Source organism: Lentisphaera marina, from assembly GCF_028745505.1.
GTDB classification, from domain to species: Bacteria; Verrucomicrobiota; Lentisphaeria; order Lentisphaerales; family Lentisphaeraceae; genus Lentisphaera; species Lentisphaera marina.
The window spans coordinates 316,026-340,559 of the sequence record NZ_JAQZZL010000001.1; the positions used below are offsets into that span (position 1 = coordinate 316,026).

20 protein-coding genes are annotated in these 24,534 nt (G+C 38.9%); 10 read left to right on the top strand and 10 right to left on the bottom strand.

The window, feature by feature from the left end:
• Positions 1–3 precede the first annotated feature (3 nt).
• From PQO01_RS01335 to PQO01_RS01345, 3 genes are all read left to right on the top strand, one after another.
• Entirely contained in the window at positions 4–1,281 is a 1,278-nt protein-coding gene (locus PQO01_RS01335; RefSeq protein ID WP_274312243.1) for a Gfo/Idh/MocA family protein, read from the top strand.
• 159 nt (positions 1,282–1,440) lie between these two features.
• Positions 1,441–2,538 (top strand): Card1-like endonuclease domain-containing protein, encoded by a 1,098-nt coding sequence (locus PQO01_RS01340; RefSeq protein ID WP_274312244.1) that lies wholly within the window; start codon positions 1,441–1,443, stop codon positions 2,536–2,538.
• 3 nt (positions 2,539–2,541) lie between these two features.
• Complete coding sequence (locus PQO01_RS01345; RefSeq protein ID WP_274312245.1) at positions 2,542–2,883, top strand: hypothetical protein; 342 nt, start codon at positions 2,542–2,544, stop codon at positions 2,881–2,883.
• A gap of 15 nt (positions 2,884–2,898) precedes the next feature.
• Here the strand turns inward: PQO01_RS01345 and PQO01_RS01350 are convergent, their stop codons facing one another.
• Complete coding sequence (locus tag PQO01_RS01350) at positions 2,899–3,213, bottom strand: HNH endonuclease (protein WP_274312246.1); 315 nt, start codon at positions 3,211–3,213, stop codon at positions 2,899–2,901.
• A 104-nt stretch (positions 3,214–3,317) separates the two neighbouring features.
• Here PQO01_RS01350 and PQO01_RS01355 point away from each other — a divergent pair, with 104 nt between their 5' ends.
• The 7 genes from PQO01_RS01355 to PQO01_RS01385 all read left to right on the top strand — a co-directional run bounded on the left by PQO01_RS01355 (position 3,318) and on the right by PQO01_RS01385 (position 10,411).
• A complete protein-coding gene (locus tag PQO01_RS01355; protein ID WP_274312247.1) occupies positions 3,318–3,527 on the top strand; it encodes a hypothetical protein in 210 nt (69 codons plus the stop codon).
• Positions 3,528–3,603: 76 nt separating this feature from the next.
• On the top strand, positions 3,604–4,293 hold the full coding sequence (locus PQO01_RS01360; RefSeq protein ID WP_274312248.1) for a hypothetical protein: 690 nt from the start codon (positions 3,604–3,606) through the stop codon (positions 4,291–4,293).
• Positions 4,293–6,011, top strand: a complete 1,719-nt coding sequence (recJ, locus tag PQO01_RS01365) for a single-stranded-DNA-specific exonuclease RecJ (protein WP_274312249.1) — start codon at positions 4,293–4,295, stop codon at positions 6,009–6,011. The genes PQO01_RS01360 and recJ overlap by 1 nt, the downstream gene beginning before the upstream one ends.
• 3 nt (positions 6,012–6,014) lie before the next feature.
• Entirely contained in the window at positions 6,015–6,710 is a 696-nt protein-coding gene (gene rnc, locus PQO01_RS01370) for a ribonuclease III (RefSeq protein ID WP_274312250.1), read from the top strand.
• Positions 6,711–6,712: 2 nt separating this feature from the next.
• Positions 6,713–7,750, top strand: coding sequence for a dual-specificity RNA methyltransferase RlmN (rlmN, locus tag PQO01_RS01375; protein WP_274312251.1), 1,038 nt, complete (start codon positions 6,713–6,715; stop codon positions 7,748–7,750).
• A gap of 64 nt (positions 7,751–7,814) precedes the next feature.
• Positions 7,815–8,936 (top strand): hypothetical protein, encoded by a 1,122-nt coding sequence (locus PQO01_RS01380; protein WP_274312252.1) that lies wholly within the window; start codon positions 7,815–7,817, stop codon positions 8,934–8,936.
• Positions 8,937–8,992: 56 nt separating this feature from the next.
• A complete protein-coding gene (locus tag PQO01_RS01385; RefSeq protein ID WP_274312253.1) occupies positions 8,993–10,411 on the top strand; it encodes an aldehyde dehydrogenase family protein in 1,419 nt (472 codons plus the stop codon).
• Between the two features lie 50 nt (positions 10,412–10,461).
• Here the strand turns inward: PQO01_RS01385 and PQO01_RS01390 are convergent, their stop codons facing one another.
• The 9 genes from PQO01_RS01390 to PQO01_RS01430 all read right to left on the bottom strand — a co-directional run bounded on the left by PQO01_RS01390 (position 10,462) and on the right by PQO01_RS01430 (position 24,534).
• Positions 10,462–11,412 carry a hypothetical protein gene (locus PQO01_RS01390; RefSeq protein WP_274312254.1) on the bottom strand — a complete coding sequence of 317 codons (951 nt, stop codon included), beginning with the start codon at positions 11,410–11,412 and terminating at the stop codon, positions 10,462–10,464.
• 16 nt (positions 11,413–11,428) lie between these two features.
• Positions 11,429–13,885 (bottom strand): hypothetical protein, encoded by a 2,457-nt coding sequence (locus PQO01_RS01395; RefSeq protein WP_274312255.1) that lies wholly within the window; start codon positions 13,883–13,885, stop codon positions 11,429–11,431.
• Positions 13,886–13,894: 9 nt separating this feature from the next.
• Positions 13,895–16,360, bottom strand: a complete 2,466-nt coding sequence (locus tag PQO01_RS01400) for a hypothetical protein (protein ID WP_274312256.1) — start codon at positions 16,358–16,360, stop codon at positions 13,895–13,897.
• Between the two features lie 14 nt (positions 16,361–16,374).
• Complete coding sequence (locus PQO01_RS01405; RefSeq protein WP_274312257.1) at positions 16,375–18,927, bottom strand: hypothetical protein; 2,553 nt, start codon at positions 18,925–18,927, stop codon at positions 16,375–16,377.
• Between the two features lie 136 nt (positions 18,928–19,063).
• Positions 19,064–20,077 (bottom strand): hypothetical protein, encoded by a 1,014-nt coding sequence (locus tag PQO01_RS01410; RefSeq protein WP_274312258.1) that lies wholly within the window; start codon positions 20,075–20,077, stop codon positions 19,064–19,066.
• Position 20,078: 1 nt separating this feature from the next.
• Positions 20,079–21,053, bottom strand: a complete 975-nt coding sequence (locus PQO01_RS01415; protein ID WP_274312259.1) for an Amuc_1100 family pilus-like protein — start codon at positions 21,051–21,053, stop codon at positions 20,079–20,081.
• Complete coding sequence (gene pilM, locus PQO01_RS01420; RefSeq protein ID WP_274312260.1) at positions 21,053–22,828, bottom strand: type IV pilus assembly protein PilM; 1,776 nt, start codon at positions 22,826–22,828, stop codon at positions 21,053–21,055. Before pilM ends, PQO01_RS01415 begins: the two co-directional genes overlap by 1 nt.
• Before the next feature lie 9 nt (positions 22,829–22,837).
• Positions 22,838–23,494, bottom strand: coding sequence for a hypothetical protein (locus tag PQO01_RS01425; RefSeq protein WP_274312261.1), 657 nt, complete (start codon positions 23,492–23,494; stop codon positions 22,838–22,840).
• Positions 23,495–23,583: 89 nt separating this feature from the next.
• Positions 23,584–24,534 (bottom strand): flotillin-like FloA family protein, encoded by a 951-nt coding sequence (locus PQO01_RS01430; RefSeq protein WP_274312262.1) that lies wholly within the window; start codon positions 24,532–24,534, stop codon positions 23,584–23,586.

Here is a 24,534-nt window from a genome sequence, read left to right on the forward strand (position 1 = left end):
CTTATGGATTCATTTAACCGTAGAAATTTCGTCAAAGGCGCCGCCATTTTAGGTGCTACTAGCTCAGTAAAAGCCTTTGATATCAAAAAAAACGTAAGTAATGACAAGCCTTTAAAAATTGCACTCATTGGCTGTGGAGGTCGAGGAACTGGCGCAGCTATGCAGGCACTTAAAGTGCGCAAAGGTGTACAGTTAGTAGCAGTGGCAGATGCATTTCAAGATAAAGCAGAAGGAATTTTCAAGCGTTTAAGCCGTCACCCACAATCCAAAGTAAGTGAAGATAATGTCTTCCACGGTTTTGATGCTTATAAAAAAGCTATTGACAGTGACTGTGACTTGGTTATTTTAACAACACCACCTCACTTCCGCCCAATCCATCTGGAATATGCGGTTAAGAAAAACAAGCACGTTTTCATGGAGAAACCTGTCGCCGTTGATGGCCCAGGTATTCGTTCGGTTATTAAATCATCTAAGTTAGCTGAAGAGAAGGGCCTTATGTTAGCCTGTGGCCTACAGCGTCATCACCAATTTGATTACCGCGAATCAATTCAGCGTTGTCAAAATGGTGACATCGGCAATTTCCAATACGCTAAAGTTTACTGGAATAGTGGCGGTGTGTGGACTCGCAAACGTCAGGAAGGCATGAGCGAAATGGAGTATCAAATGAAAAACTGGTACTACTTCAACTGGCTCTGTGGTGACCACATTGTAGAACAGCACATTCACAACCTCGATGTAATCAACTGGCTTAAGGGCACTCACCCAGTATCATGCAGTGGCATGGGCGGGCGTCAGGTTAGAACTTCTAATGACCACGGCGAAATTTATGATCACTTCTTCACAGAATATCAATATGCAGATGGCACTCAAATGTTTAGTCAGGCTCGACACATCAAGGGCTGCGACAATGCAGTAGAAGAAATTGCTTATGGCGATAAGGGTACATGCCATTTCAAAGCACATCAAATTTCAGGAGCTGTCGACTGGAAGTTCAAAGGCAAACGCGTTAGTGGACACCAACAAGAATGGTATCACCTTATCGAAGCCCTTGATCAAGGTAAAGTATACAATGAAGGCATCAATGGAGCCGAGGCTACCTTGACTGCTATTATGGGTCGCATGGCTAATTACTCTGGCAAAAAAGTCACCTGGGAACAAGCGCTTAATTCTACGGAATCTTTAGTTCCAGATGCATATACTTGGAGTGGTGCACCTCCGACGGCACCTAATGCTGACGGCAGCTACAACATCCCAACTCCCGGTCGCTATAAAGTTATCTAGGAGTCATTAATTGACTAAGTTCTGAATACTATTTAGTCTTCAGATAAATGAGCCTCCTTTTTAGGGGGCTTTTTTATGACTGTGTTTATAAGATTCTCAAAGAGAACTTGACCATAAGCGAGGTCACAGGTAATTTTGAAGAATCAAACTGGAGGTTGAGTGAAAAAATTTAAAACACATATTTGTTTAGTCAATGAAAATGCCATGGAGAACATTCTCCCTCTGCTAGATCCGCATATTGCCCCTGAGCGAGTTATCTTATGTTATTCTCCAAGCCATGAAGATGATGCTAAGATGCAGCGGAACTTTTGCCTAAGCAAAGGCTTAGAAGTGGAAATGCTTGGTCTCTCCCAAAAGCATGAGCTTTCTTGCCTCCAAGAAAGCTTCCTTCAAGTTCAAGTCGACCCTTTGGACTGCGCCCTCAACTTATCTTGCGGCAGCAAGCTCATGTGTTTAGCTGCCTACGAATTTTTGGATGATGATATCTTTCGATTTTGTGTTGAAAAGGATCACCTTTTCCCTATCACTGATCCCGGGGCTTTTGATTATTACGACCTCGACAATCAAATAAAAATCGAGGATTACTTCGCTTTGCATGGCTGGGAAGTACAAAGCTTAGTTAGAACAAAAACCGTGAAGCATGAAAAATTAATGGATGAACTCTTTGAACGTGTTCAAGAATTTGAAAAGGCTATTGGCTTGCTAAATAAACTGGCGAATGACGCCGATGATGATGGCGTTTTAAACATGCGTCATCACCGCAAGTTCAAAGATGAGCAACTTGAGTTAATGGGAAAACTTTACGAAGCCAATTTATTGACTTATTACGATGCTAATTCAATCACTTTTGTAGATCAAAGTGCGGTCGATTTTTGCCGGGGTTTTTGGATCGAAGATGCCGCGTATTTAGCCATGAAAGAAATTGATGTACAAGATTGTGCCATTGCGGTGGAGATCCGTAATCAGCAAGGGATTAAAAACGAAATTGACGCCGCCTTTTTACACGAGAACCAACTCTACCTCATGGAATGTAAAACAGCACATTTAGCGCGCGAGGGCAAAGGCACTCAAACGCTCTATAAAATGGATACTTTAGTTGACTATGCAGGCTTACATACCAAAGGTATTTTGGCATCTTATCGTGCTTTGGAAGACTACGACTTAAGACGGGCACATGATTTAAATATTAGCATAATTCAGGGCAGTGCGCTTAAAAACTTTTCGACTCACCTCAAAAAAATCATTGCAGAACAATAGGTCATGAGCGAGTTTAAAAATATTGAAAAATATCAAGATGCGATGACCAAGAGCTCCGACTCCAGTAACAATAAACCCGCAAAAATTGTTCTGGCGATTATCATTGCGATCTTCGCAGATATCCTTAGTATTGTACTTTCTTTTGCACCTGAAATTGCGATTCCTGCAAATATGCTTTTGGTCGCGACACTCAGTTTATTATTGGGCTTTAAATTTGTTTACCTTCCGGCAGCAATGATTGAAACTTTCCCATTTTTATCGGCCATGCCCTTCTGGACTGCAGCTACACTTTATTCGATCTATAAAAACAAACAGGATACTAAGAAACCCGGAGGGTCCGAATAGAACTGCTCAATATTTTTATGAATCTTCTTTGGGTTTATTCAAATTTTTCAAATACTCCTGCCACTCGATAGGCAATAGGTATTTTTTTTGACTGTTGCATTCTTGGCAACATGGCACGCAATTACTCTTAGTTGTTTTCCCACCACGTACAATGGGAACCAAGTGATCCATAGTTAAATCAGAGGGGTGAAAGTCCTGTTTACAATAATAACATAAGCCCTTGCCTTTCTGATTCTTCCACCATTGTGACTGCCTTAATTCGCGCGCTTTATTTTTTTCACGCTTGCGATGTTCATCGTCCGCAGATGAAAAGCCATCAAAAGAAAACATATTTTTACTCCGTAAAATTCGAATTAGCCAAAATTAGCCCCTCTGCAGAGGTTGCATAGTCAAATTTAGAGGCTTTTTTATTATAATTAAAAAGGAATAGAAACATGAAACTAAAAGCAAAATATTTTGGCTTTTGTCTAATAGGAGCATTAACACTGCTTTCCTGTAAGGAAGCTGCAGAGGGCGTTGATCAAACTGCAGACCAATTGACGGGTAAAAACCAAGTAAAACAAATGAAAAAAGCTGAGGCAGACCTCAACAATATTAACAAGCAACACAACAAACAACTCGAAGAAGCCACAAAAGAAAATTAGTTCTTTTCCCTTTTTGAGTTCAGATGTCGACTACGTCGCATTTGTGTTTGCTTAACATATTATATGAGTATCTTTCATGTCCAGTTCACCTACACCTCCGCCTAAGCCGGAGATTAAAGGAGCGAGCCGCTCTTTTATCATCGGTGCTAGTGCCTCTTTCGTCCTACTTGTGCTTGCTATTGCACTTGGCTGGGTCTCCGTTGCATCTGGCATTAGGCATATCAAAAAATACAGTTCTAAAGAATCCCTTACTTTCAGTTTCCCTGAGAGTAAAGCGCAATACCTTGCCGTCCTTGATAAGCTTGCCAAATCCTTGGCCATGGCCAATAAAGGACAAGAAAGCGAACTTCGTTTAAATAGCCAAGAACTCAACAGCCTGATGGCACACGATGTAAGCTTTGACGATTTCCGCAAATATGCACGCGTCAACAAAATCACTGAAGAAGCGATATTTGTCGACATTAGTTTCCCTATTGACAAGCTCAAGTTTGCCTCGTGGACTGATGTTGAAGGTCAGTTTCTCAATGGTCAAGTTTTGTTAACTGGGCGATTAAAAAAAGATCACTTCTATCTAGAGATCAATCAAGTTCAGCACGATGGTAAAAAGATCATGCTCGACACTATTGAATCACTCAAAGAACACAATGCTCTGACTTTCTGGCCTGGTGCTGAAGAATACCAAAAAGATTTAAAGCTAGTTCGAGGATTTATCCTCGAAGAGAATGAACTTGTCCTGAACATTGCTCCTTTTCCGGAGGATGACTAATGTCTGAATCAAGCTGTATAGAGGATTGGTATCCCAAGGAAGTAGAAGACAATGAGTTGATCGACATCCAAGATCGTTTTCAACTCTCTCTTCCTGCTGCCACAGTTTTGGCAAATCGCAGTTTACTGAAAAAGAATGCGGATTGCTTTAATGCATCTTTGTCGAGCTTGAGTGACCCCTTTCGCTTTCCAGATATGCAAAAGACAGTAGAGCGAATTTTCAAATCGATCAATAATAATGAGAAGATTGTTGTTCACGGCGATTACGATACTGATGGCGTCACTTCTTCTACGCTACTTAATTGGGTAATCAAATCTTACGGTGCAGATACGAGTGTTTTTATTTCCAACCGTCTCCATGATGGTTATGGCCCCACTCCCACAACAATGAAGAATCAAATTGAAGCTGGTGCCTCCTTAGTCATTTCTACGGATTGTGGCATCACTTCCTTTGAAGCAGCTGATTACGCCTATGAGCATGGCTTAGATTTTATCATTACCGATCACCATAACCCAGCTGATTCATTGCCGAAAGCTTATTCCATTATCAATCCGCGTATTCACACTGAACTCATCGATTTATACTCACTTGCGGGTGTTGGCGTTTCATTTAAACTCTGTCATGCTCTCTTAAAGTATGGCTCGAAAATTGGCAAAAAAGCGACTATTGATTTACGAAACGGCCTTGATCTAGTTGCTTTGGGAACGATTGCCGACTCTTGCCCATTGATTGGAGAAAACCGTTCTTTAGTAAAAAATGGTCTCAAACTACTCAATGTAAATCCTCGTCCGGGAGTACGCGCACTCTATGAAGCGACAACTTTAGATACACATATCACAGCTGCGGATATCAGCCGAAAAATATCTCCAAAAATTAATGCCGCTGGCCGGGTTGGCGACCCCATGGTATCTGCTAAACTCCTTGCCTCCAATAGCATTCATGAATCTCGCCAATTGGTGGGGCAATTGAAGAATTTCAATCGTATTAGACGCAATGCCGAAAAATCTGCCTATATGGAAGCCTTTCAAATTGCTAAAGAGCAGGCTAAAACTGCTCCTCCCCTACTCTTAGTTGTTGGCCCTAACTGGCACCCAGGAGTAATCGGCCTCTTATCCACGAAGTTAACCAAACACTTTGGCTTACCTTCGATTGTTTTGTCGAAAGATAAAAATCCCGATGAGCTCTTGGGTTCTGGCAGAAGTTGTAATGGCATCAATTTACTTGAAGGCTTAAAACACTGCGCTGATCTGCTCAATAATTTTGGTGGCCACCCAATGGCTGCTGGACTTTCTCTAGCAGTCGATGACTTAGAAGAATTTAAAGAAAAAATCATTGCTCTCCTAAAGAGTGACCTCTTAGATAAAGTTGAAAAGAAGCGCAACCACCAATACTACGATGGCGAGTTCTCCTTCCAAGACCTCGACGAACAATTTATTGGTGATCTCGAGCGCATGGAGCCTTTTGGCAATGGTAATGATGCTCCAGTATTCCTCTTTAAGAATGTTCAAATCAGAGATACCCATCACCCCATTAGCGCTGTATTATCTGGTTATGCTGTAGATAAGTTTGGTACTAAAATCGCCTTTACCTACTACACTCCTTTTGACTACAGTGAATTTGAAGCTGGTCGACTCTATAACATAATTGCGACCCCCTACAGAAACTTTGAAAACAAAACATGTAGGCTTTTACTACATGATGTTTTTGCCGCGAAATAAGACATGAAATCTTCACTGACAGCCTTAGAAAAAAAAATTAATTGCCGATTTAAGTCCATTGAACTTTTAAAAGAAGCTATGACACATCGTTCATACAAATTTGAAAGTCAAATTCCCATGAACGACAATCAACGCCTAGAATTCTTGGGTGATGCCGTTTTAGAACTCATTGTTTCCCGCTATTTATTCGATCGCTATCCCGAGGCACCTGAAGGAAATCTAACGAAATATCGTGCGGCCTTAGTCAAGGAATCTGCACTCTTTGAGTGTGCTCAAAGTATTGCACTTGGAAAATATCTTTTGTTGGGAAAGAGCGAATTAAAAAGCAAGGGCAATGAACGACCTTCGAACCTCTCCGATGCCTATGAAGCTTTGATTGCGGCAATCTACCTAGATCAAGGTTATGAAGTTGCACAAAAATTTCATGTCACCACTTTAGAAAAACTGTGGAATGAACCTGCCGATTTACTCTTAGTACAGAACCCTAAGGGCACTCTACAGGAGATAACCCAAAAGAATCATGGCTCCCCACCGAAATACATCACCATCTCAAAAACTGGCCCTGAACACGAACCTCTATATAAAGTTGATTGTATCTTGAATAAAGAACTCATTGCAAAAGGACAGGGAAAAACGCTAAAAGCTGCACAAGAAGATGCGGCGAGACAAGCTATTGCGAAGCTTGCAGAGGAAAAATAATTATGAACCGCGAACGAATCCAAGCTATTGTTGAAGAATACAAATTACCAAAATTTAGGGCCAAGCAATTAAAAGAAGCTTTCTTTGAACACCATTATAGTTCCTTTGAACAACTGACCAATTTCCCCAAAGACCTAAGAAATAAACTTACTGAAGAGAACCAAGTTCTGTGCTTAAACGTTAATAAAGTCTTTGCTTCTTCTGACAAAGTAACTTACAAAGCACTTTTAGAACTCCATGATGGGTTGAAAATTGAATCTGTACTGATGAGCCCTAAACCAGGTTTATGGACTGCTTGTATTAGCTCTCAAGTAGGCTGTGCAATGAAATGCAGTTTTTGTGCCACCGGCACCATGGGTTTAACACGTAACTTGACTTCTGAAGAAATTTCCGATCAAGTCCTTTTTTGGCGGCAATTCATTGCCAAAAATGATATTGACACTGAAAGGTTAAACAATGTGGTTTATATGGGTATGGGCGAGCCGCTACACAATACCAAAGAAGTTTTTAATAGTATCGAAGAATTAACTGCGGAAGATGGTTTTAAAATTGGTTCACGCCATATCTCGGTTTCTACTTCAGGCCTCCTCAAGGGTGTTAAAGAAATGGCCGACAAATTCCCTCAGGTCAACTTAGCTCTTTCCCTTCACGCAGCAAAAGATGAACTACGCTCATCGATTATGCCCATTAATAAGGCTTTTGATTTGGAGAAAATCAGAGAATGCCTTGATGAATATATCGATACGACCCACCGTAAAGTATTTATTGAATACGTCTTATTAGAAGGTGAAAACAATGAGTTATCGCATGCTAGTGAACTGAGTGCATTTCTCAAGTCTCTCAAGCGACCAGAATTAACACACACTAACCTCATTGTATACAACGAAACCGATAGCGAACATAAGGGTTCCACCAAACAAAAAGCCGATCAATTTAGAAATCATCTAAAATCAAAAGGCTTGAGTGTGACAATACGCAAAAATTTAGGCCGTGATATTGATGGCGCTTGTGGTCAACTAGCTGTAAAAGAAGAGAATTAAAGCATAGCTACATGGAAAGTTGTAGACGCTAGATTATCTTGATTCATTAACATTCGGAGTACATATGTCAAAACTAATTTTAAGCTTATTTATTAGCTGTTTCCTTATTTCTTGCGCCAATCACGATGGCCCTTACACACAAAAACATATTGGTGAAAGAGAAAATGTTTTTCGTAGATCATACTTAACCACAGCCTTTGACCTCTATCAAGACTTATACTTTTCTCAGCAAGCTTTTTCCGCAGACCTCGACTTATTAATTGAGAAGCCCCGCAAAGAGCAAATAGAGAAAACTATTGCAAGCCTGCAACAGTTTAGAAGCACATATAATAAAACCACCCCTTTTCGCCATATCCATGGCCCACTAGATTACCCCTACCTTAAAACTGAACAGAACTTGTCAGAACTCATTTTTGCGGAAAGTGCAGATTTTAATGGTGATGAATCAATTCTTGCATTAGTTAACGGCACTGAGGCCATATCGCTTGAAACTCTTTACGAAAAACATTTAGACGATTCTAGTGGACAAATTTATTTGGGTATTCCTGCTCTCGACTACGTCTTACAACAAAGTGAACTCATTCTAGATAAGAATGAACGTTTACAAGCCTATCTCAAACTTAGTAACAGAGCCTTGACTACACAAGTCAAATTTTTACTCGATGACTGGTCTCCATACATTGCAGCCAACTTTCATCACTTAGTCAAAACAAGAAAGCAAGAGCAATTTTTGGGTTGGACTTACACTTCTTTTTTAATAAACCAACAAGAGGTACTCGGCAAAATCAAAACTAAGAGCACTGAGCTCAATGAACAGGATCTTAACGAACGTTTAAATGCCCTAATGAACCTATGGGAAGGACAATACATTCTCAATGATAATCGTCAGTACATTAGAGCTGGACTGAAAAGCTTAGTGAAAAGCCCTGAGATAGACAACTATTTTAAAACTTTAGCCATCTCTAAAGTAAAAAACGATACTGAAATGAGCTTAACAGCAATGATGGCTATGCAAAAAGGTATTCTCAGAGAAATATCCAAAGGGAACTACGACAAAGACGTTCAATCACTTCCTTACATTATCCCAAACCCAAAACTGCATAAATTGAGTAAGTCTAAAAAGCATACAAAAGATGCTCCTTTTGGTGAATCGAATACACCCTATTCAAATCAACTATCTTTATAATACTCAGTACTCATGAATATCTATGAGGTGAGTACTAGGCATGAGGGATTATTGATATGAAACATTATCCCATTTATATTGGCGGTGAAGAAGTACGTACTCAACAAAGCAAAGAAGTAAAGGCTGTATACTCGGGACATATATTAGGTAAAATAAGCCTAGCATTAGATCAAGATATAGATCAGGCTTTGGAGATCGGCTCGAAGGCAACAAAAGTCATGAGGTCTTTGACTGCTTATGAGAAACGAAAAATCTTACTGGAATGCAAGCAATTATTTGAAGAAAGATTTGAGGAATTCGCAGTAACAATCACACAGGAATCGGGTAAAACGATCAATGAATCACGCGCAGAAATGCAACGAGTGATTTCGACCTTTGACTATGCATCCATTGAAGTCATGCAAATGGATGGAAATATGTTGGCGATGGACACACATCCTAGTTCGGAAAACTTTGAATGCTTAATTAAACGTTATCCCAAAGGTCTTTGTACATTCATTACGCCCTTCAATTTCCCAGTAAACCTTATTGCCCACAAAGTCGCTCCCGCCATTGCAGCTGGCTGCCCATTTATTATAAAACCTTCTGATAAAACACCACTTTGCGCCTTAATGTTTGCCGAAGTGCTAAAGAAAAGTTCTTTACCCAAGGAAGCTTTTTCTGTACTCCCCTGCTCCAATGAGGACTCTTTAAAATTAGTTAAAGATGATAGAGTTAAGTTTTTGAGTTTCACTGGATCAGAAAAAATAGGCTGGATGCTAAAAAAACTCGCTGGGAAGAAATCAGTATGCCTAGAACTTGGTGGAGTTGCATCTTGTATCGTTTATCCTGATACAAATTTAGAAATAGCTAGTAAAGAAATCATCTCCGCTGCTTTTAGCCAAGCGGGGCAAAGCTGTATTAGCTTGCAAAAACTCTACATACACAAAGATATTAGCAATAACTTAATTCAATTAATTAAAAGAGAAGCTGAAAAGATTGTTATGGGCGACCCATTAAGCCCAGAAACAAAGCTAGGGCCTATGATAAGTAATAATAGCCTAAGTTATATAGAAGACTTAGTTAATAAAAGCCTTACTCGAGGATCTAAAATTATTACTGGTGGTAAAAGAGTAAATAATTTTTACCAAGCAACAATTATGCGGAATGTGCAAAATGATGACCCTCTTTATGCAAATGAAGTCTTTGCACCATTATTTATTATAGAAGAATTTTCAGATACTGATCAAGTCTTTGAAAAAATCAATACCTCTCCCTATGGGATCCATGTAGGTATTTATTCAAAAGATATTCAGTTAGCTATGAAGGCTTGGGATAAACTAGAATGTACTGGTATCATATATGGTCATGTACCCACTTGGCGCTCAGATAAAATGCCCTATGGTGGCATCAAAAACAGTGGCTGTGGACGCGAAGGCATAAGGTATGCTATTGAAGAAATGAGCGAACTAAAATCATTGCTCATCAAGAAATAAAAAACGCTGAAATTTTCATCTCAGCGTTTTTAAACAAGTGTTAAGTAAACTTAACTGCCTGCAATTTTGAACATTTCCATGTATTGATCAATGTTCTTGAATACAGTAAAACCCAAAACGCCTGAAGCAGCTAAAGCTACAAGTATAGTGACAATACCTGGTTTACCTTTAGTGTCTTGCTCCAATAGAGCTTCATCACTTTCGGATGATTGAGCTTGAGCTCTTCTTTGAGCTTTTGGTGCAGAAGCCGTTTGAGTACCAGCAGTTTTAAGTTTGAGCGTTCCACCAGCAGCATCTGGATCAACTTTTAATGTTTCATCTGCTGATACAGGAGCTTTAATCTTAAGCGTACCTGAAGCACCTTGAGTTGGGCCAGATGCTTTGATCTTAAGTGTTCCGCCACCATCTGGAGTTTTAATTTTAAGTGTTCCGCCACCATCATCAGGTGACTTAACTTTAAGTGTACCGCCAGTATTACTTTGTTCAGAAACTGGTGCTTGAATTTTTAATGTCCCAGCTGATGAAGGTTGCGCAGAAACAGGAGCCTTAACACGTAGTGTACCCGCTGATGCAGGACCAGAAACTTTAATTGTACCTGTGTCTGTTGATGTTGGGTCAGCAACTTTTAGCGTTGAAGCAGCATCTTTTTGCGGAGGAAGTTTAAGCTGCTGAGTCATAACTGTAGAATCAGTATTGCGCACTTCAGGAGATTTTGTACCAGCTGAAGGTGGTCTTAAACGAATTGTTTGACTCGCTGTGAGAATACCAGAAAGTTGCTTTTTACGTTCTTTAATAACTTTGAGGTGAACTGTATCCGTATAGTTTTCGCCATCTAAATTGATATTTTGTGTACTTGGTGATACGCGTTTTAACTTAGTCGTATCTGTATCACGAATCATTAATGGATCTGTTTCAGCCGTTTCAATCTGAGGGGATTGAGCTGCTTGAGAACCTAAGTTTACAGTTTCTGTGTTTTCTATATCATTTTTATTGTCAGACATAATTACTTCTCCTGGTCTACAGTTGCTGGAAGTCAGGAAGACCTCGAACTGTCATTTTCTTATATGGTGTACCCACTGGGCTAATCAATCTTCCTGTAACAAAAATTAATAAATTAGTCTTCTCTGATCTCTCACCCTTGTTCTGAAAGAATCTACCGAGATAGGGAATATCAGATACATAAGGAATTGAGTCATCAACTGAATATACTGTCTCTTTTACTAAACCACCAATTAGTAATGTCTCGCCATCCCAAATTTGAGCACGAGTTTCAACTTGTCTAACTTCAATAACTGGCATAGCATAATTGAAGAAATTAGGGTAAGAAATCGTATCACCAAAATTACTTAAATCAGAGTTTAATTCAGTATCATAACCTATAAGTTCCACCTGCTGAGGATTTAAATCCATGCTGATAGTATTGTTATCTGCAGAAACTTCGGGAGTAACTTCCAAGATCACACCAATATCACGTGCTTCACCAAAAGTTGGAGTCGTTGGAATAATTGCATCAGTGTCCAGTTGAGCCTCTTCCCATTCTTCAGGTAAAAAACGTTCTTCCACAACTCGAAGTACAACTGTGTTACCACTTTGAGTTACCGCATTAGGTGAACTCAATAATTCAGATGTATCTGACTGATCTAGAGCACGGATCATCATTTGTAGTTCTTGATTACCAAAAACTAAATCTGCGGCTAACTGAACAGGGCCTTCAACACCTGTAGCTACTTCAGAAATACCTCTAATATTATTATCAAATCTTTCCGCCGCAGTAGTTGGATCATTTGATTGAGCAAAAATACGATCACCTGTTAGTGTATGATTGGGAGTCGTCGGACCTGTCCATCTCCACATAAAACCAAGCTCTTGAGTTGTATTAAAATCGACATCAATAAACTTTGTTTCGACAGAAATTTGAGCACTAGGCCTTCCTAATTCATCAATAATACGCTTGATAAGTTGAATGTTTGCTGCTGTATTTGTAACAACAAGACGATTAACATTACTTACAAATGATATTTTTGAGCCCGCTGGAAAGGTCACCCCAGATTTCTGGAAATAATCTTGCCAATTGGTCTCTTCAGAATTTCTGACTAAACCATCGTCTGTAAGACCTCCACCTGCATCACCTACTACCTCAATCATAGATAAGGGAACATCAAAAAAGACCGTTTCCGTTTCCTCTAGAGGATAATCAGCATCAGCAATATATACAGCGTGTTTATCAATTTTTACTTTTAAGCCTAATATTTCAGTGATTTGATTAATCAGCTCACCTAATTGCATATCTTCTACGTTTAAAAACAAACGAGCTTGTTTAGTTTCGCTTGCAGCAGGAGCTGCGGCTGGATCATCAAAGCCACCGTCATCAAAGCCACCGTCATCAAAGCCACCGTCATCAAAGCCACCGTCATCACCAAAACCATCATCTACAGCATCAACTGGTCCTTGAGCTTGTTGTGCCTTTGCCTTAGAAGCAAAATAAACAATATTGATCCCTTTTCCTTCAGGATCAGGATCAAATTCTTTAGATTTTCTGATCAAATCTTCTACAATTTCGTTGATACCGTCACCATCGTAACTAACTGAAGGTATATATATTCTTCTTAGACGATCATGTATAGATGTTGTATTTTCAGCATTTACATTGATACTTGTCGAATTTAATAGTTCAGCATCTAAATCAGCACTTACTCGAATTTTATCTTCCCATTTCCATGAAGTCTCTGCTAAGAGGTCTGATTGAGTTACTCTATTTCTTTGTTTACCAAGAATCTTAATTTCTTCATAAACACGGAAAAGTAAGTGACTTGCAGGAATATTAAATTTATCAATTAATAGTAAATCTTCTAACTCTTCTCTTGATCTTTCTAGGTTGCCCTGGTCAAAGTAGAGTTGAGCACGTTGCATTTTGATATCAATGCTTTCTTTCTTAACTAATTCTTCTTCAGTAATTTGTTCTTCACCTACGAGTAACCTGTACTCATCTTGAATAATTAACTCATCAATCTCTGCTAACTTAGCTTGATAGAGTTTTTTATTATCAGGATCAATTTCAATGAGTTCTTTCAAATATGACTGTGCTAAATCAAAAGACTTATTCTCTTTTGCATTTTTTGAATCGTTTAGTTTTTCTGCAATTAAGTTTTTATAAACTACGATCTTCAATTTTTCAACATTTGAAAGTTTGTTCACTAATCTATTCGACGAACTTTGTGCACTTTTATAAACTTCTTTCGCTTTTGCTAGATGATTCAAAGCAACGTGATTAGAAGAATCCTCTACTGCCGCCATTGCTTTGTAATAAAAACCATCCGCCTCAAGCTCTAGTTGCTGTTTACGAATTTGTTCATTGTTAACAAGTGTAGTAGTATCAACTGGCTCACTTTTTTTACTTTCTTGAGCCACTGTATTCATTGAAATTAAAGAACTTATAAAAACAAAGGTTTTTGCATAATTATTAATTTTTAACATAAGTTTACCCTAAATTTTCTTGAAGTCAGGAAGCCCTGGAACTTGATTGATTCGTAATGGCAGGCCACTCTCAGTTATCAAGCGAGCTGTAATAAACATAAGAAGTGATCTTTTCTCTGATGCTTCACCCTTATTTTGAAAGAGGCGACCAATGAATGGGATATCAGAAATATAGGGAATTGAATCATCAACTGTCCAAACATTTTCTCTAATTAAACCACCAAGTGTAAAGGTTTGACCATCCCAAAGCTTAACTCGCGTTTCAATGGATCTAACTTCGAAGATAGGCATTGAATAGATAAATTCGGCTTCATAAGTAAACGGTGTGCCCGCTATATCGAATAGCTCTAAACTTGTTGATGTATTTAATGAGGTATCATAACCAATAAATTCAACAAATTCAGGATTAACTTCCATTGTAATTACTGTGTTATTAGGATCAACCTCTGGAGTGACACTGAGAACAAAACCAATATCTTTTTCTTCACCAAAAGTGGGCGTACTAGGAACAATTTCTTGGTTATTACTGAATTCACCTTCTTCCCATTCTTCGACAAATTGTTGTGATGTCACCACTCTGATCACAGCTGTTTCACCACTTTTCGTAAGAACATTGGGAGCCATTAGAATTTCATTTGTATCTGATTGATCTAAAGCACGAATCATCATTTGAAGTTCTTGATTACCAAATATCAAATCAGCTGCTAACTGGACTGGACCTTCTTGCCCAGTGACAACTTCGTTTATACCTCTGATATTATTATCAAATCTTTCTCCTGGAGCCGTAGGGTCATTTGTTTGTGAAAAAATCCTATCTCCAGTTAGCGTATGATTAGGCGTTTCAGGGCCTGTCCAACGCCATAAGAAACCAAGTTCTTGCATTGCATTCCAAGTTATATCTACAACTTTAGCTTCCACATTAACTTGAGCTGCTCCAGTATTGAGATTATTAATTATCTCTTGAATCAGCTGATTGTTATTAACTGTGTTGGTTACTACCAAGCGGTTAACACTAGCCACATAAGAAAGTTTAGCTCCCGCAGGAAATGTCACGCCCATGTTTTTGAAATATGCGGTCCAATCTTGTCCACCATCACCACCGCGCTCTCCGAGTCCTGCATCGACTAGATCTAAACTTCCTGCGGTAGGTATAATTTCTAACATACCTGCAGGAACATTGAAAAACTTAGTTTCCAATAGATCTAACTGAACATTTGGCTCAGCAATGACAACCATATGATCTTCAATCTTCATGCTCAAACCCTGTGACTGAACAATAAGCTCCAGTAGTTTACCCATGGGAACCTTCTCTACGTTCAATCGTACTGGGTAGTTATTCACTGTCTGCGGAGCACTATCTTGTACTACAGAGTCATCCTCAAATGATTCATCATCAAAACCTGTATCGCCAAATGCATCATCCACATCACCAAACTCATCTTCTACTGCAGTTGGAGCTGGTGTTGATGCTTTTGTTTCACGTAGAAAAACAATATTGACGCCCTTGCCCTCGATATCTTGTTGCTTGCTAATCTCTATAAGGTTTTCGATCACTTCTGCAAGTGGCTCACCATCATAGTTGACAACCGGAATTTCAATCTCTAGCTTCCTGTATATAGCTCCAAAGTTTTCATCATCACGTTCTACATTGCTTACGAGAACGTTGGCCTTATCTGCTGATTTGACAATAGGATCAACCCATTTCCATGAATTTTCAGATGAAAGTTCTTCCGATAAAGATGTCTGTCTTTCATAACCTTTTTCTTTGATAATCTTTGCAAGCTGAAATTTCAAGTGACTCGCGTCCACATTAAATGGATCCAAAGTTAAAATCTTATCAAGAACGCTTAAAGCTTTCGTATATTCGCCAACACTTTTTAAGATCTTGGCCTTTTCGTAATAAACTTTAACTTCTTCATTAACTTCATTTATTTCAGAGTTAATAGCATCCGCATTCACAGTTTCCACATACTCTAGCTCAAGAAATCTTTCATCTAGATCTTCCTTAAGAGAAAGATATTTCTTTTTATTTTCTGGATCAAGTTCAATTGCATGATCTAGTAAATCACTTGCTTTTTGTATTTGTGTGGTACTACTTGCTCTGTCCACAGTATTCAAAATGTCATCTATTTGATAAACTAAGTAATCAACTTCAATACTTTTTAGCTCAGCCTTCAATTGTATTGCAGACTCAGATGAAGACCCTAAAGTTTTCAAACCTGCTTGAGCTTCTAGTATCCCATCGCTTAGACCATCGACAAATCCAGCATTTAAACTTTTTCTCAATTTGGAGATTTTAATCTTGAGCTCGAGGAATAGTTGTTGTTTTCGTACAACCTCATTCCCTTTGACTACCGAAGAAGATATATCTTTTTCGTCATCAGATAATATTTTATCTGCAACTAACTCTGCATCTTGCCCATGCAGAGCAGCGACACAAAGCATTTGGTATACAAAAGTTTTTCCAAACTTCATCACATTAACCTCAACTATAGTCTTTTAAAATCAGGTAAACCACTCAATGTTCCGGGGCTTACTGGTAGACCAGATGGGTCAATTAATCTCGCTGTCACAAAAATGATTAAATTCTGTTTCACTGAACGTTCACCATTAGATGTGAAAAATCTCCCCAAGAATGGTATGTCACCTAAATATGGGATTTTGTCTTCATAGGTTGTCTTGTTTTCACTAATCATACCACCTAAGGCAAGCGTTTCACCATCCCAAACTCTAACTGTCGTGTCAACTGTACGCGATTCAAAAATAGGCATACTAAACTTCTGTTCGAAAGCAGTATAGACCGTTAAAGTAATAGGGTCACCTATAATGGGTACAAAGGTGACTTCTTGACCTACTAACATATCAACATTGAAAGTGTCATCATAATCTACAAATTCGATCACTTCAGGCTTTAGTTGTAATTCGATAACTCGTTGGTCTGGGTCAATTTGAGGGGTAACCGTTAGTACTGCACCAATATCACGTGCCTCACCAAAGACTGGTTTAGAAGGTGTTACTGTCGAGGCACTACCACCATCGCCTTGTGAGTTTTGCTCAACTTCTGGTTCTTCCCACTCTTCTGGGAAGTAACGTTCTTGAACAACTCTTATTTTTGCTGTGTGACCATTTTGAGTTGTGACTTTTGGAGCATTAAGAACATCCTCACCACTTCTTTGTTGTATCGCACTTACTAATGTGTTAAAAGTTGTATCACCTAAAATTGAAGCGAACTTGAAGGTACCTTGACTTAAGCCCGGCGCTCCTAGAACTGAACCTAAGCTACGTACAGCAGACTCTAAGCCATCGCCACCAGCACTTGTTAAGTCACCACTTTTATCCAAACTAAAGCCATCGCTTAAAAAGTCATTCAACGACCCATTTGGATCACCATTAACACCACCTATATAGCCTGGATCTCTACCTATGTAACCTGCGTTGGGGTCAGTAAAACCAGAACCGTCTTCAATCCTCGCGATTGACCATTCAAATGCTAATTCGTCGATGTCATCTTGGTTAATCTCATAGAATTTCGATTCAATAATAATTTGATTTTCTGCAGGAGCTAATTCTTTAATAATCCTATCTATCTTACCGTGTTCTGAGGGAGTATTCTTCACTACTAAACGATTGACTGATTGAACAAAAGAAATCTCTGAACCCGCTTCAAATTTTACACCAAATTCATCAAAGTACTGTCGCACATCTTTTGCTGTGCCACCATCACCATCGCCACCGACATCATCGATTAAGCTTGCACCAGCGGTATCTAGATTTGGTTCAATTAAATCCAAGAAACCTGCTGGCACATCATAAAAACGAACTTCCATTGTGTCTAAAGGTATACTTTTATCTGCTATAATAACCGCATGCTCAGTAACTTTGTATTTCAAATCTTGCTGCAAGCAAATAAGTTCGATGATTTTAAGAATTGGCACGTCACTTAATCGTAAAGACACACCATTCTGTTGTGGCGCCTCAGCCTCCACCTGTGCATCATCTTCAAAAGCTGCCTCTTCTCCAAAAGCTGCCTCTTCTCCAAAAGCCGCTTCTTCTCCAAAAGCTTCATCAATTGGTGCCTCACTTGCTTTGGCCGTCTCATTGATACGCAATATAATATTCACGCCACGTTTAACTGGATCGGGGTCATAATCCTTTGACATCTGCTTCAATCTTGCAACGATTGAATCCAAGGAGTCATTATCAAACACAACACTTGGTATTTTTATGCCATTTAATTTATCAAAAACATCTTTAACTCTTGCATCATCATTACGAATTCGACCATCTGTTGCTACATTGACTGCTGTACCAATCTGAGTACTTGGCCTCAACGGCTGATTCCATTCCCATTCAACCTGAGCTAAACGCTCTTCTCGGGTAGCTTTTCTTCGAACTCGACCTAATTCTTCAACTCGTGCATTTACTCGACGCAAAAGAGCCATTGCTTCTGAATCAAATGGGTTAACAACAAGAATCTGCTCTAGAACATCTTTTGCATCCATATATCTTCTATTTGCAAACAAGATCTCCGCTTGTTCATATTTAATAGCATTAGGACGATCAACTTCATCTTCCCTTATCTGACGTATCCCCTGTTCATCTACTTTTTTAACAAAGACCAACTGCTCTTCTATCGCCATGTATTCAGCTAATTTAGCATTAATCTCATCTTCTCTGCCCGGGTTAACTAATTTTGCAGCATTTAGAGTCGAGATTGCCTCAGAATAAAGCTCCGCATCAACTTCTTGTTGAGCTCTAGACATCAACTGAGCGGATTTTAAAACCATTGCTTCAGCCTTATTCTTCTTGGCTAAATCTATCTTTTCTAGTACATCCGAACGAGTTTTGGAAACACTTACAAAGCCTGTAATTGCCATATCATAATTATCAATAGCTTTATCGTAATCACCTAAAGCAAAACTCTTCATTGCTTTGTTTAATTTCAACTCAGACTCGATCAAACGTTGTTGACGACGTATCTCTTCACTTCTTGTAACAGCGGATGGCGCGACACTGGTGGCTCCGTCCGTAGGCTTATTCAAAATCTCTTCTGACACTTTCGCTGCTTCATCTTGAGATATCGCTGAAAGAGATAGCGACAAAGCTACAACTGCCGTCAATTTAGTAAATAATGACGTATTGTTCATATTTAAAAGTCCTCGTTCTCTATTGATAAATTTATTTAATGGGAGTTAATATCGATTTCCTACTATCGATTTCAAACTCTTCATTTGTTTTTCTACTGAATATAATGGCCTTTAAGACCTTTTCTTCGCCAATTCTTCGCCATCCTCTGAAGTCTACCACTTCCTTAACTCCATCTAAGCCAATCAAGTCATGCTTTGAATCATCCGCCACAAAAGCTTGTTTTCCATCTAGGCTATTATAAATAATCATACCACTACTATTAGGTGGATATATGTATTTACCCTTACTGACCTTAAGCACTTCTCCATCGGATTTTTTAATTGACAAGATGGCCTTGCCACCGGATTTTTCGATATCTACTAGATTGTAGCCACTAGAAAATATTTCACCGCCTATTCTAACCCATCTAGTTTTTCGACGTGCATCTACAAACTGGATTTCCCACAAAGACTTATCAGCTGCAGCCATTTGATCAGATTTATAAATAAACTGCAAAGCCTTTGCTTTTTTAGGAATAGCCTGCATGAAGTTCAACATAGAAGGATAGCTCGATGGATCATCAATCAATGTCGGAACTCCATTAATACCCACCATAATTTCATCATAATTACTAAAAGCATCCTTGTCCCTATCCTCTAGCGCATCATCTGGATTATTAGGATCCATATTATGCTCCGCCTCAATCTCATCCGGAATACCATCACCGTCACTATCACCTGGACCCTTTGTTATATTTTCTTTAACCTGAGTCTTACACCATGGACACTTTCGGAAATCATCATGAAAAACCCTTTCGCAATCATCATTTCTACAAACTAAATATTGACTATTCTCAAAAATGGTTTCCAGACGCAAAGCTTTGACTGGCTTGGGAGCCTCAGCCTCTCCTGAAACCTCAGCCACCTTTTGATTTCCAGTCAATTTAATTAACTCAATAGGATTCACATCTACCGTAGCAACTACAAAAACTGCTACAACAACCAGAGCTGCCATAACGAGAATCAATAGAACTTTCTCAATATTTGCTTTTATAAATTCTTTCATACTATTTTTCCAAGTAACTTTCTTTAAACTGAATCCAATCCAAACTAATACTCACAGTCTGAGAAGGCACTTTAAACGCCCTTATATTCACTTTTTCTTCTGGCTTCTTCTCAACAACTTCTTCTTTTTCCTCCAAAGCCTCTTCACCAACACCAGTCAGGAGGTCATCGATACTTTCAGCTACAGGCTTATCTTGCTCTTCGACGACAGACTCCGCTTTTTGCAAGAGCAAAGGAGCTAAATCTTTATCTACTTGTGCGTCGGTAACCATACTTACGCTATTTATTCTATAGTAAAACTGTTTATCATTTGTGATTTTATTAAGCAAACTACCAAAACTTTCTGGTGGGACTTTTATCACTAGCTTAAATGTATAAACCTTCGCATAAGCCTCTTTCACACTTGTTTCACTCAAAATATTAGGTCTCGCCAAACCCTCCAATGAGTCAGCTCCACTACTAGCTATAATTTTAGTCAGGTTTTCTACAGCAGCTAACTGTTCCATAACTTTAACTTTATCTCGCGGCTCCATCTGAAAAACTCTCGAAACCTCATCATCAAAAGAAAACTTAAATTCTTCACCAACCACAACACCAGCTCGTTCGCAAACTTTATTTAACAATTCTAAAGACTCTAAAAACTTATCTTGAACATCCTCTGAACGCATTTTTGCAACATCAGACCTATCATGATTGTAGTTATCCATCAAATCTTGATAATACAAATTAAAGCCATCCTTTAACAAGCCCGCATTTTTTACAGCTATGTCATTATTGACTTGATCTAATTTATATTGTGTCCCATTAATCTGCTGAGTATCATTTGCAAGTCGCACTTTTTCTTCCTGCAATTTTTTTGTCTCAGCCTTATAAATAAAAGACAATTTAAACAACACTGCACTCACTATCACAACTACTAGTAATAAGATTACATTTGCCTTATTATCTTTTATAGCATCTAAAATTTTATCTTTCATTAATCTACTCTACCAATATTCTTAACACCCAATTGAGCTTTAAAGTACGCAAAAGCTTTATTTTTGCTCTGCTGCTTCTCTAAAGGACCTGTTATACCAGGAGGATCAACTAAGACATACTCTGATATTGCGATATCTTCTAACATTTTAGACAATACCTTTTGCCTCTGCCCCGTACTCTCCAATGCTGGATATTGCACATAATAACCCTCAATAATCACTGCACCAACATCACTTGACTGGGTCTGACTATGCAAAGCCTTATCCCTCTCTGCCTTCTTTGCTGCAAATTTAGTTAATTGTTTTTCATCTGATTTAATCACAGCACCTTTTAATACACTTTCAGCTCTACCTGCAACTGGAGTGATTGATGTAATCCACAAAGGCTTAGGCTTATATTTCCTCAAGTCATTTAAAAAACTAAGCCACTCAAAGCGCTCTTCATTCAAGAGCTCCAACTCAGCAATCTTACCCTTCACTGCTTCATTGAGCTTATTTTGATTATTTATTTTATCTAAAATCTTCTTGTATCCTTCTATTTTAACTGCCTTACCATCAATCTGTCCATGATAATGCAAACGCTCTCTAAACGAGCCTGCTAAAATTATTAATGGGATCAAAATGGCAACTGCAGCTGAAGCATAATTGTAGGGCATTTTACCCTTTTTCAATATCTGTTTTTGAAGCGATTCAGGCGTCAGAGATATCTCTACTGGACATTCACTGATCCTTAGGACTAAACCGATCACTTCACTAAACAAATGCGCCAATTCAGCCAATTCCTGTCGATCAACATCTTTTCCTAGGGTAACCCCATTCTGAAAGGGATTGAAGTACTTAACGTCTATCTTCATTTTTTCTTGAAAGAATGTTTCTGTAAACAACATTGTCGAACTACCGCCAGACAAATGCATAATCTCAGGTTTGGCACCTTTCTGCTGGTTTTTAAATATATTAATCGAACGACTAACCTCACCATGCAGGCGAGTCATCACATTCCTTACAATCTTAGAAATTGTTGCAGCAACTTCAGACTCTGGCTCTTCGTAGGCACCCCCTAAAGCAACAAAACCGTGACGTCTCTTAAGCTCTTCCGCCTCTTCAAGCCCTATACCAAATTCTTTAGCGACCTGCTGTGTAACTGCGTGACCTGCAATCGGAATATTTCTTGAAAAGAAACTTGTACCGTCCGAAAAGATCAGATTTGAAACTCTAGAACCAATATTGAGCACCATCGCACATTTATCAAAACCAATACGATTCACCCTGATCGCATTGTATGAACTTGAGGTCGCAATATCAACAATCTCAACCTTTAATCCACAATCTTCCACCGCAGAGACTAACTCTTCTACAATCTCGTTTTTGATTGCAACGAACATCACCTCAACCTCTTCCGCATCAGCCGAAGATATTAATTGATAATCCCAGATAACCTCATTCATCTCAAAAGGCACATTTTGCCTTGCTTCAAACTCGACGACTTGACGAATTTTTTGCGCATCATCACCAACTGGAGGGAGCTTTACAAATTTAGTAAAAGCCATTTGAGCAGAAAGACTTATATAAGCTTTTTTTGCCTGAACTCCACGCTCTTGAATTAACTTATTTAAAGTTGTTTTGACTAAAGCAGCCCTATTACTCTCCGTCTGCACTTCTTCGTATTCGCGGCAGCCAAATCTTTCTAAGGTAATAACCTTATGATCAACTTTGAATTCGCCTAGTTTTACGCTGGAAGCACCAATATCAATTGTGACTACTGATTCTGAAGCCATATACCTGACCTATTTTTTATTAGAAATTTTTGGAAAAACTTGCCACTGAGTAGAAGCCCACGGACTCATGTCTTTTGACATAAATATGCCCTCAACAGTATCTAAATTCTCACTATCAAACACTCTCTCATTAAAACCTTGTGCTAATGCTCTTTGTCTTTTTCCATTTTGAACATAAATCTTTGTATCTAACTGAGTTTTACCATCCACTTTAAATACAGCATATATACTCAAATTCTTCGATACATTTTTGGGACCACCCAAGTAGCGGTTCACCACTGAGGGATCAATGAGAATAGTTGCAAAATACTCACCATTTGTTAAACTCTCGTACTTAACTTCTCTTTGAGTTTTCTTATACTTACCGTCACGAGCTTTAAACAATCCTTTCCAAGAAATGCTAACTTTATCCAACCATGAACCATCATCTAATGCGTTCGCTTTCTTGGCCACACCTTCAACCTTAAACCTAACAGTCACTGACGTCCATTCTCCACTACTTGGAGATGAACTCTTAACAATATTGTTAACGGTAATTGGCGGCGCCAACTTACTATTGACATCCACTTTTAAAATCTTTACTACAGAAGGACTACTCTGCGCCATAACATTCGAAACTCCTCCAAACATGAACGCCAGCACTAAAAACGAAGCTATTTTTTTCATAGATTTTCCTTATTAAATCCTTGTTTTTTTCTAAAAAATATTAACACATCAGTAAAAAAGCTAGTTTGTGTTAACAAGGATTCAAGCACTTAAAGTACTTGTGAACGCCATTGAGATACGTTTTTTACTCTAGATTCACGACTTCCTATAGCGCCATCGTCAATTCCAGTCTTTATAGCAGATGGCAAGACTGCTCTTGCCAACACCACTTCAGCACCCATTTCCTGTAGCTTGGCTTTCATCTCTTGCTGCCTTGCTTTCGCCTCGGCTCTCTTAGCCTCGGCTCTAGATTCAGCCACCATTTTATCTGCATCAGACTGAATCGAATCTAACTTAGCCTTTAAGTTATCCAAAACCTTAATTCCCGAAACATCCACTGAAACTAATGTGAAGTAGGTCCCCTCTAAAGTATCCGAACCCAGCTGTAGATGCTCAACCAATGCAGACGGATTATTTAAAATTTCTTTATGAGTTTCCGCTGCACCAACCGCACTCAGCACCTTCTCTTGCACTCTTGCCTCAACCGTCGATATGCCTGCACCACCTATTAATTTTTCTAAATTCGACCTAACCGTCAACTTCACACTTATCCCCAAACGAATACCATCTTTTGGTACAGTAACTATGTAACCAGGACTCTTTGCACTTGGGCAATCTATCACAATCGGATAAACATAGCTATCCACTGCTGACACCACATCCCTACCAGCTAAATCGAGCGCACAAAGTTGCTCGAAATTCATCTCCAGCGAGGACTTTAGGGCTGAAACCGAGGCATCAACAACTGCTAGCACATCTCCGCCACATAACGCATGAGTCTCTATCCTTGCGTAATCAATTTCGACTCCAGCCCTCAATAGCGTCACATAGGCATCAACTAACTGATCTGGGTTCAACCCCCTCAAACGCGAAAAAACGATATTGACAAAACTCAAGTCAATACCGTTTGATTTTACTTTTACATAAGCACCTACATTTATCAACACCAAGAAGACCAGTGCTAAAAGCACTAAAATTCCCAGTGTTAATAAAAAGTACAT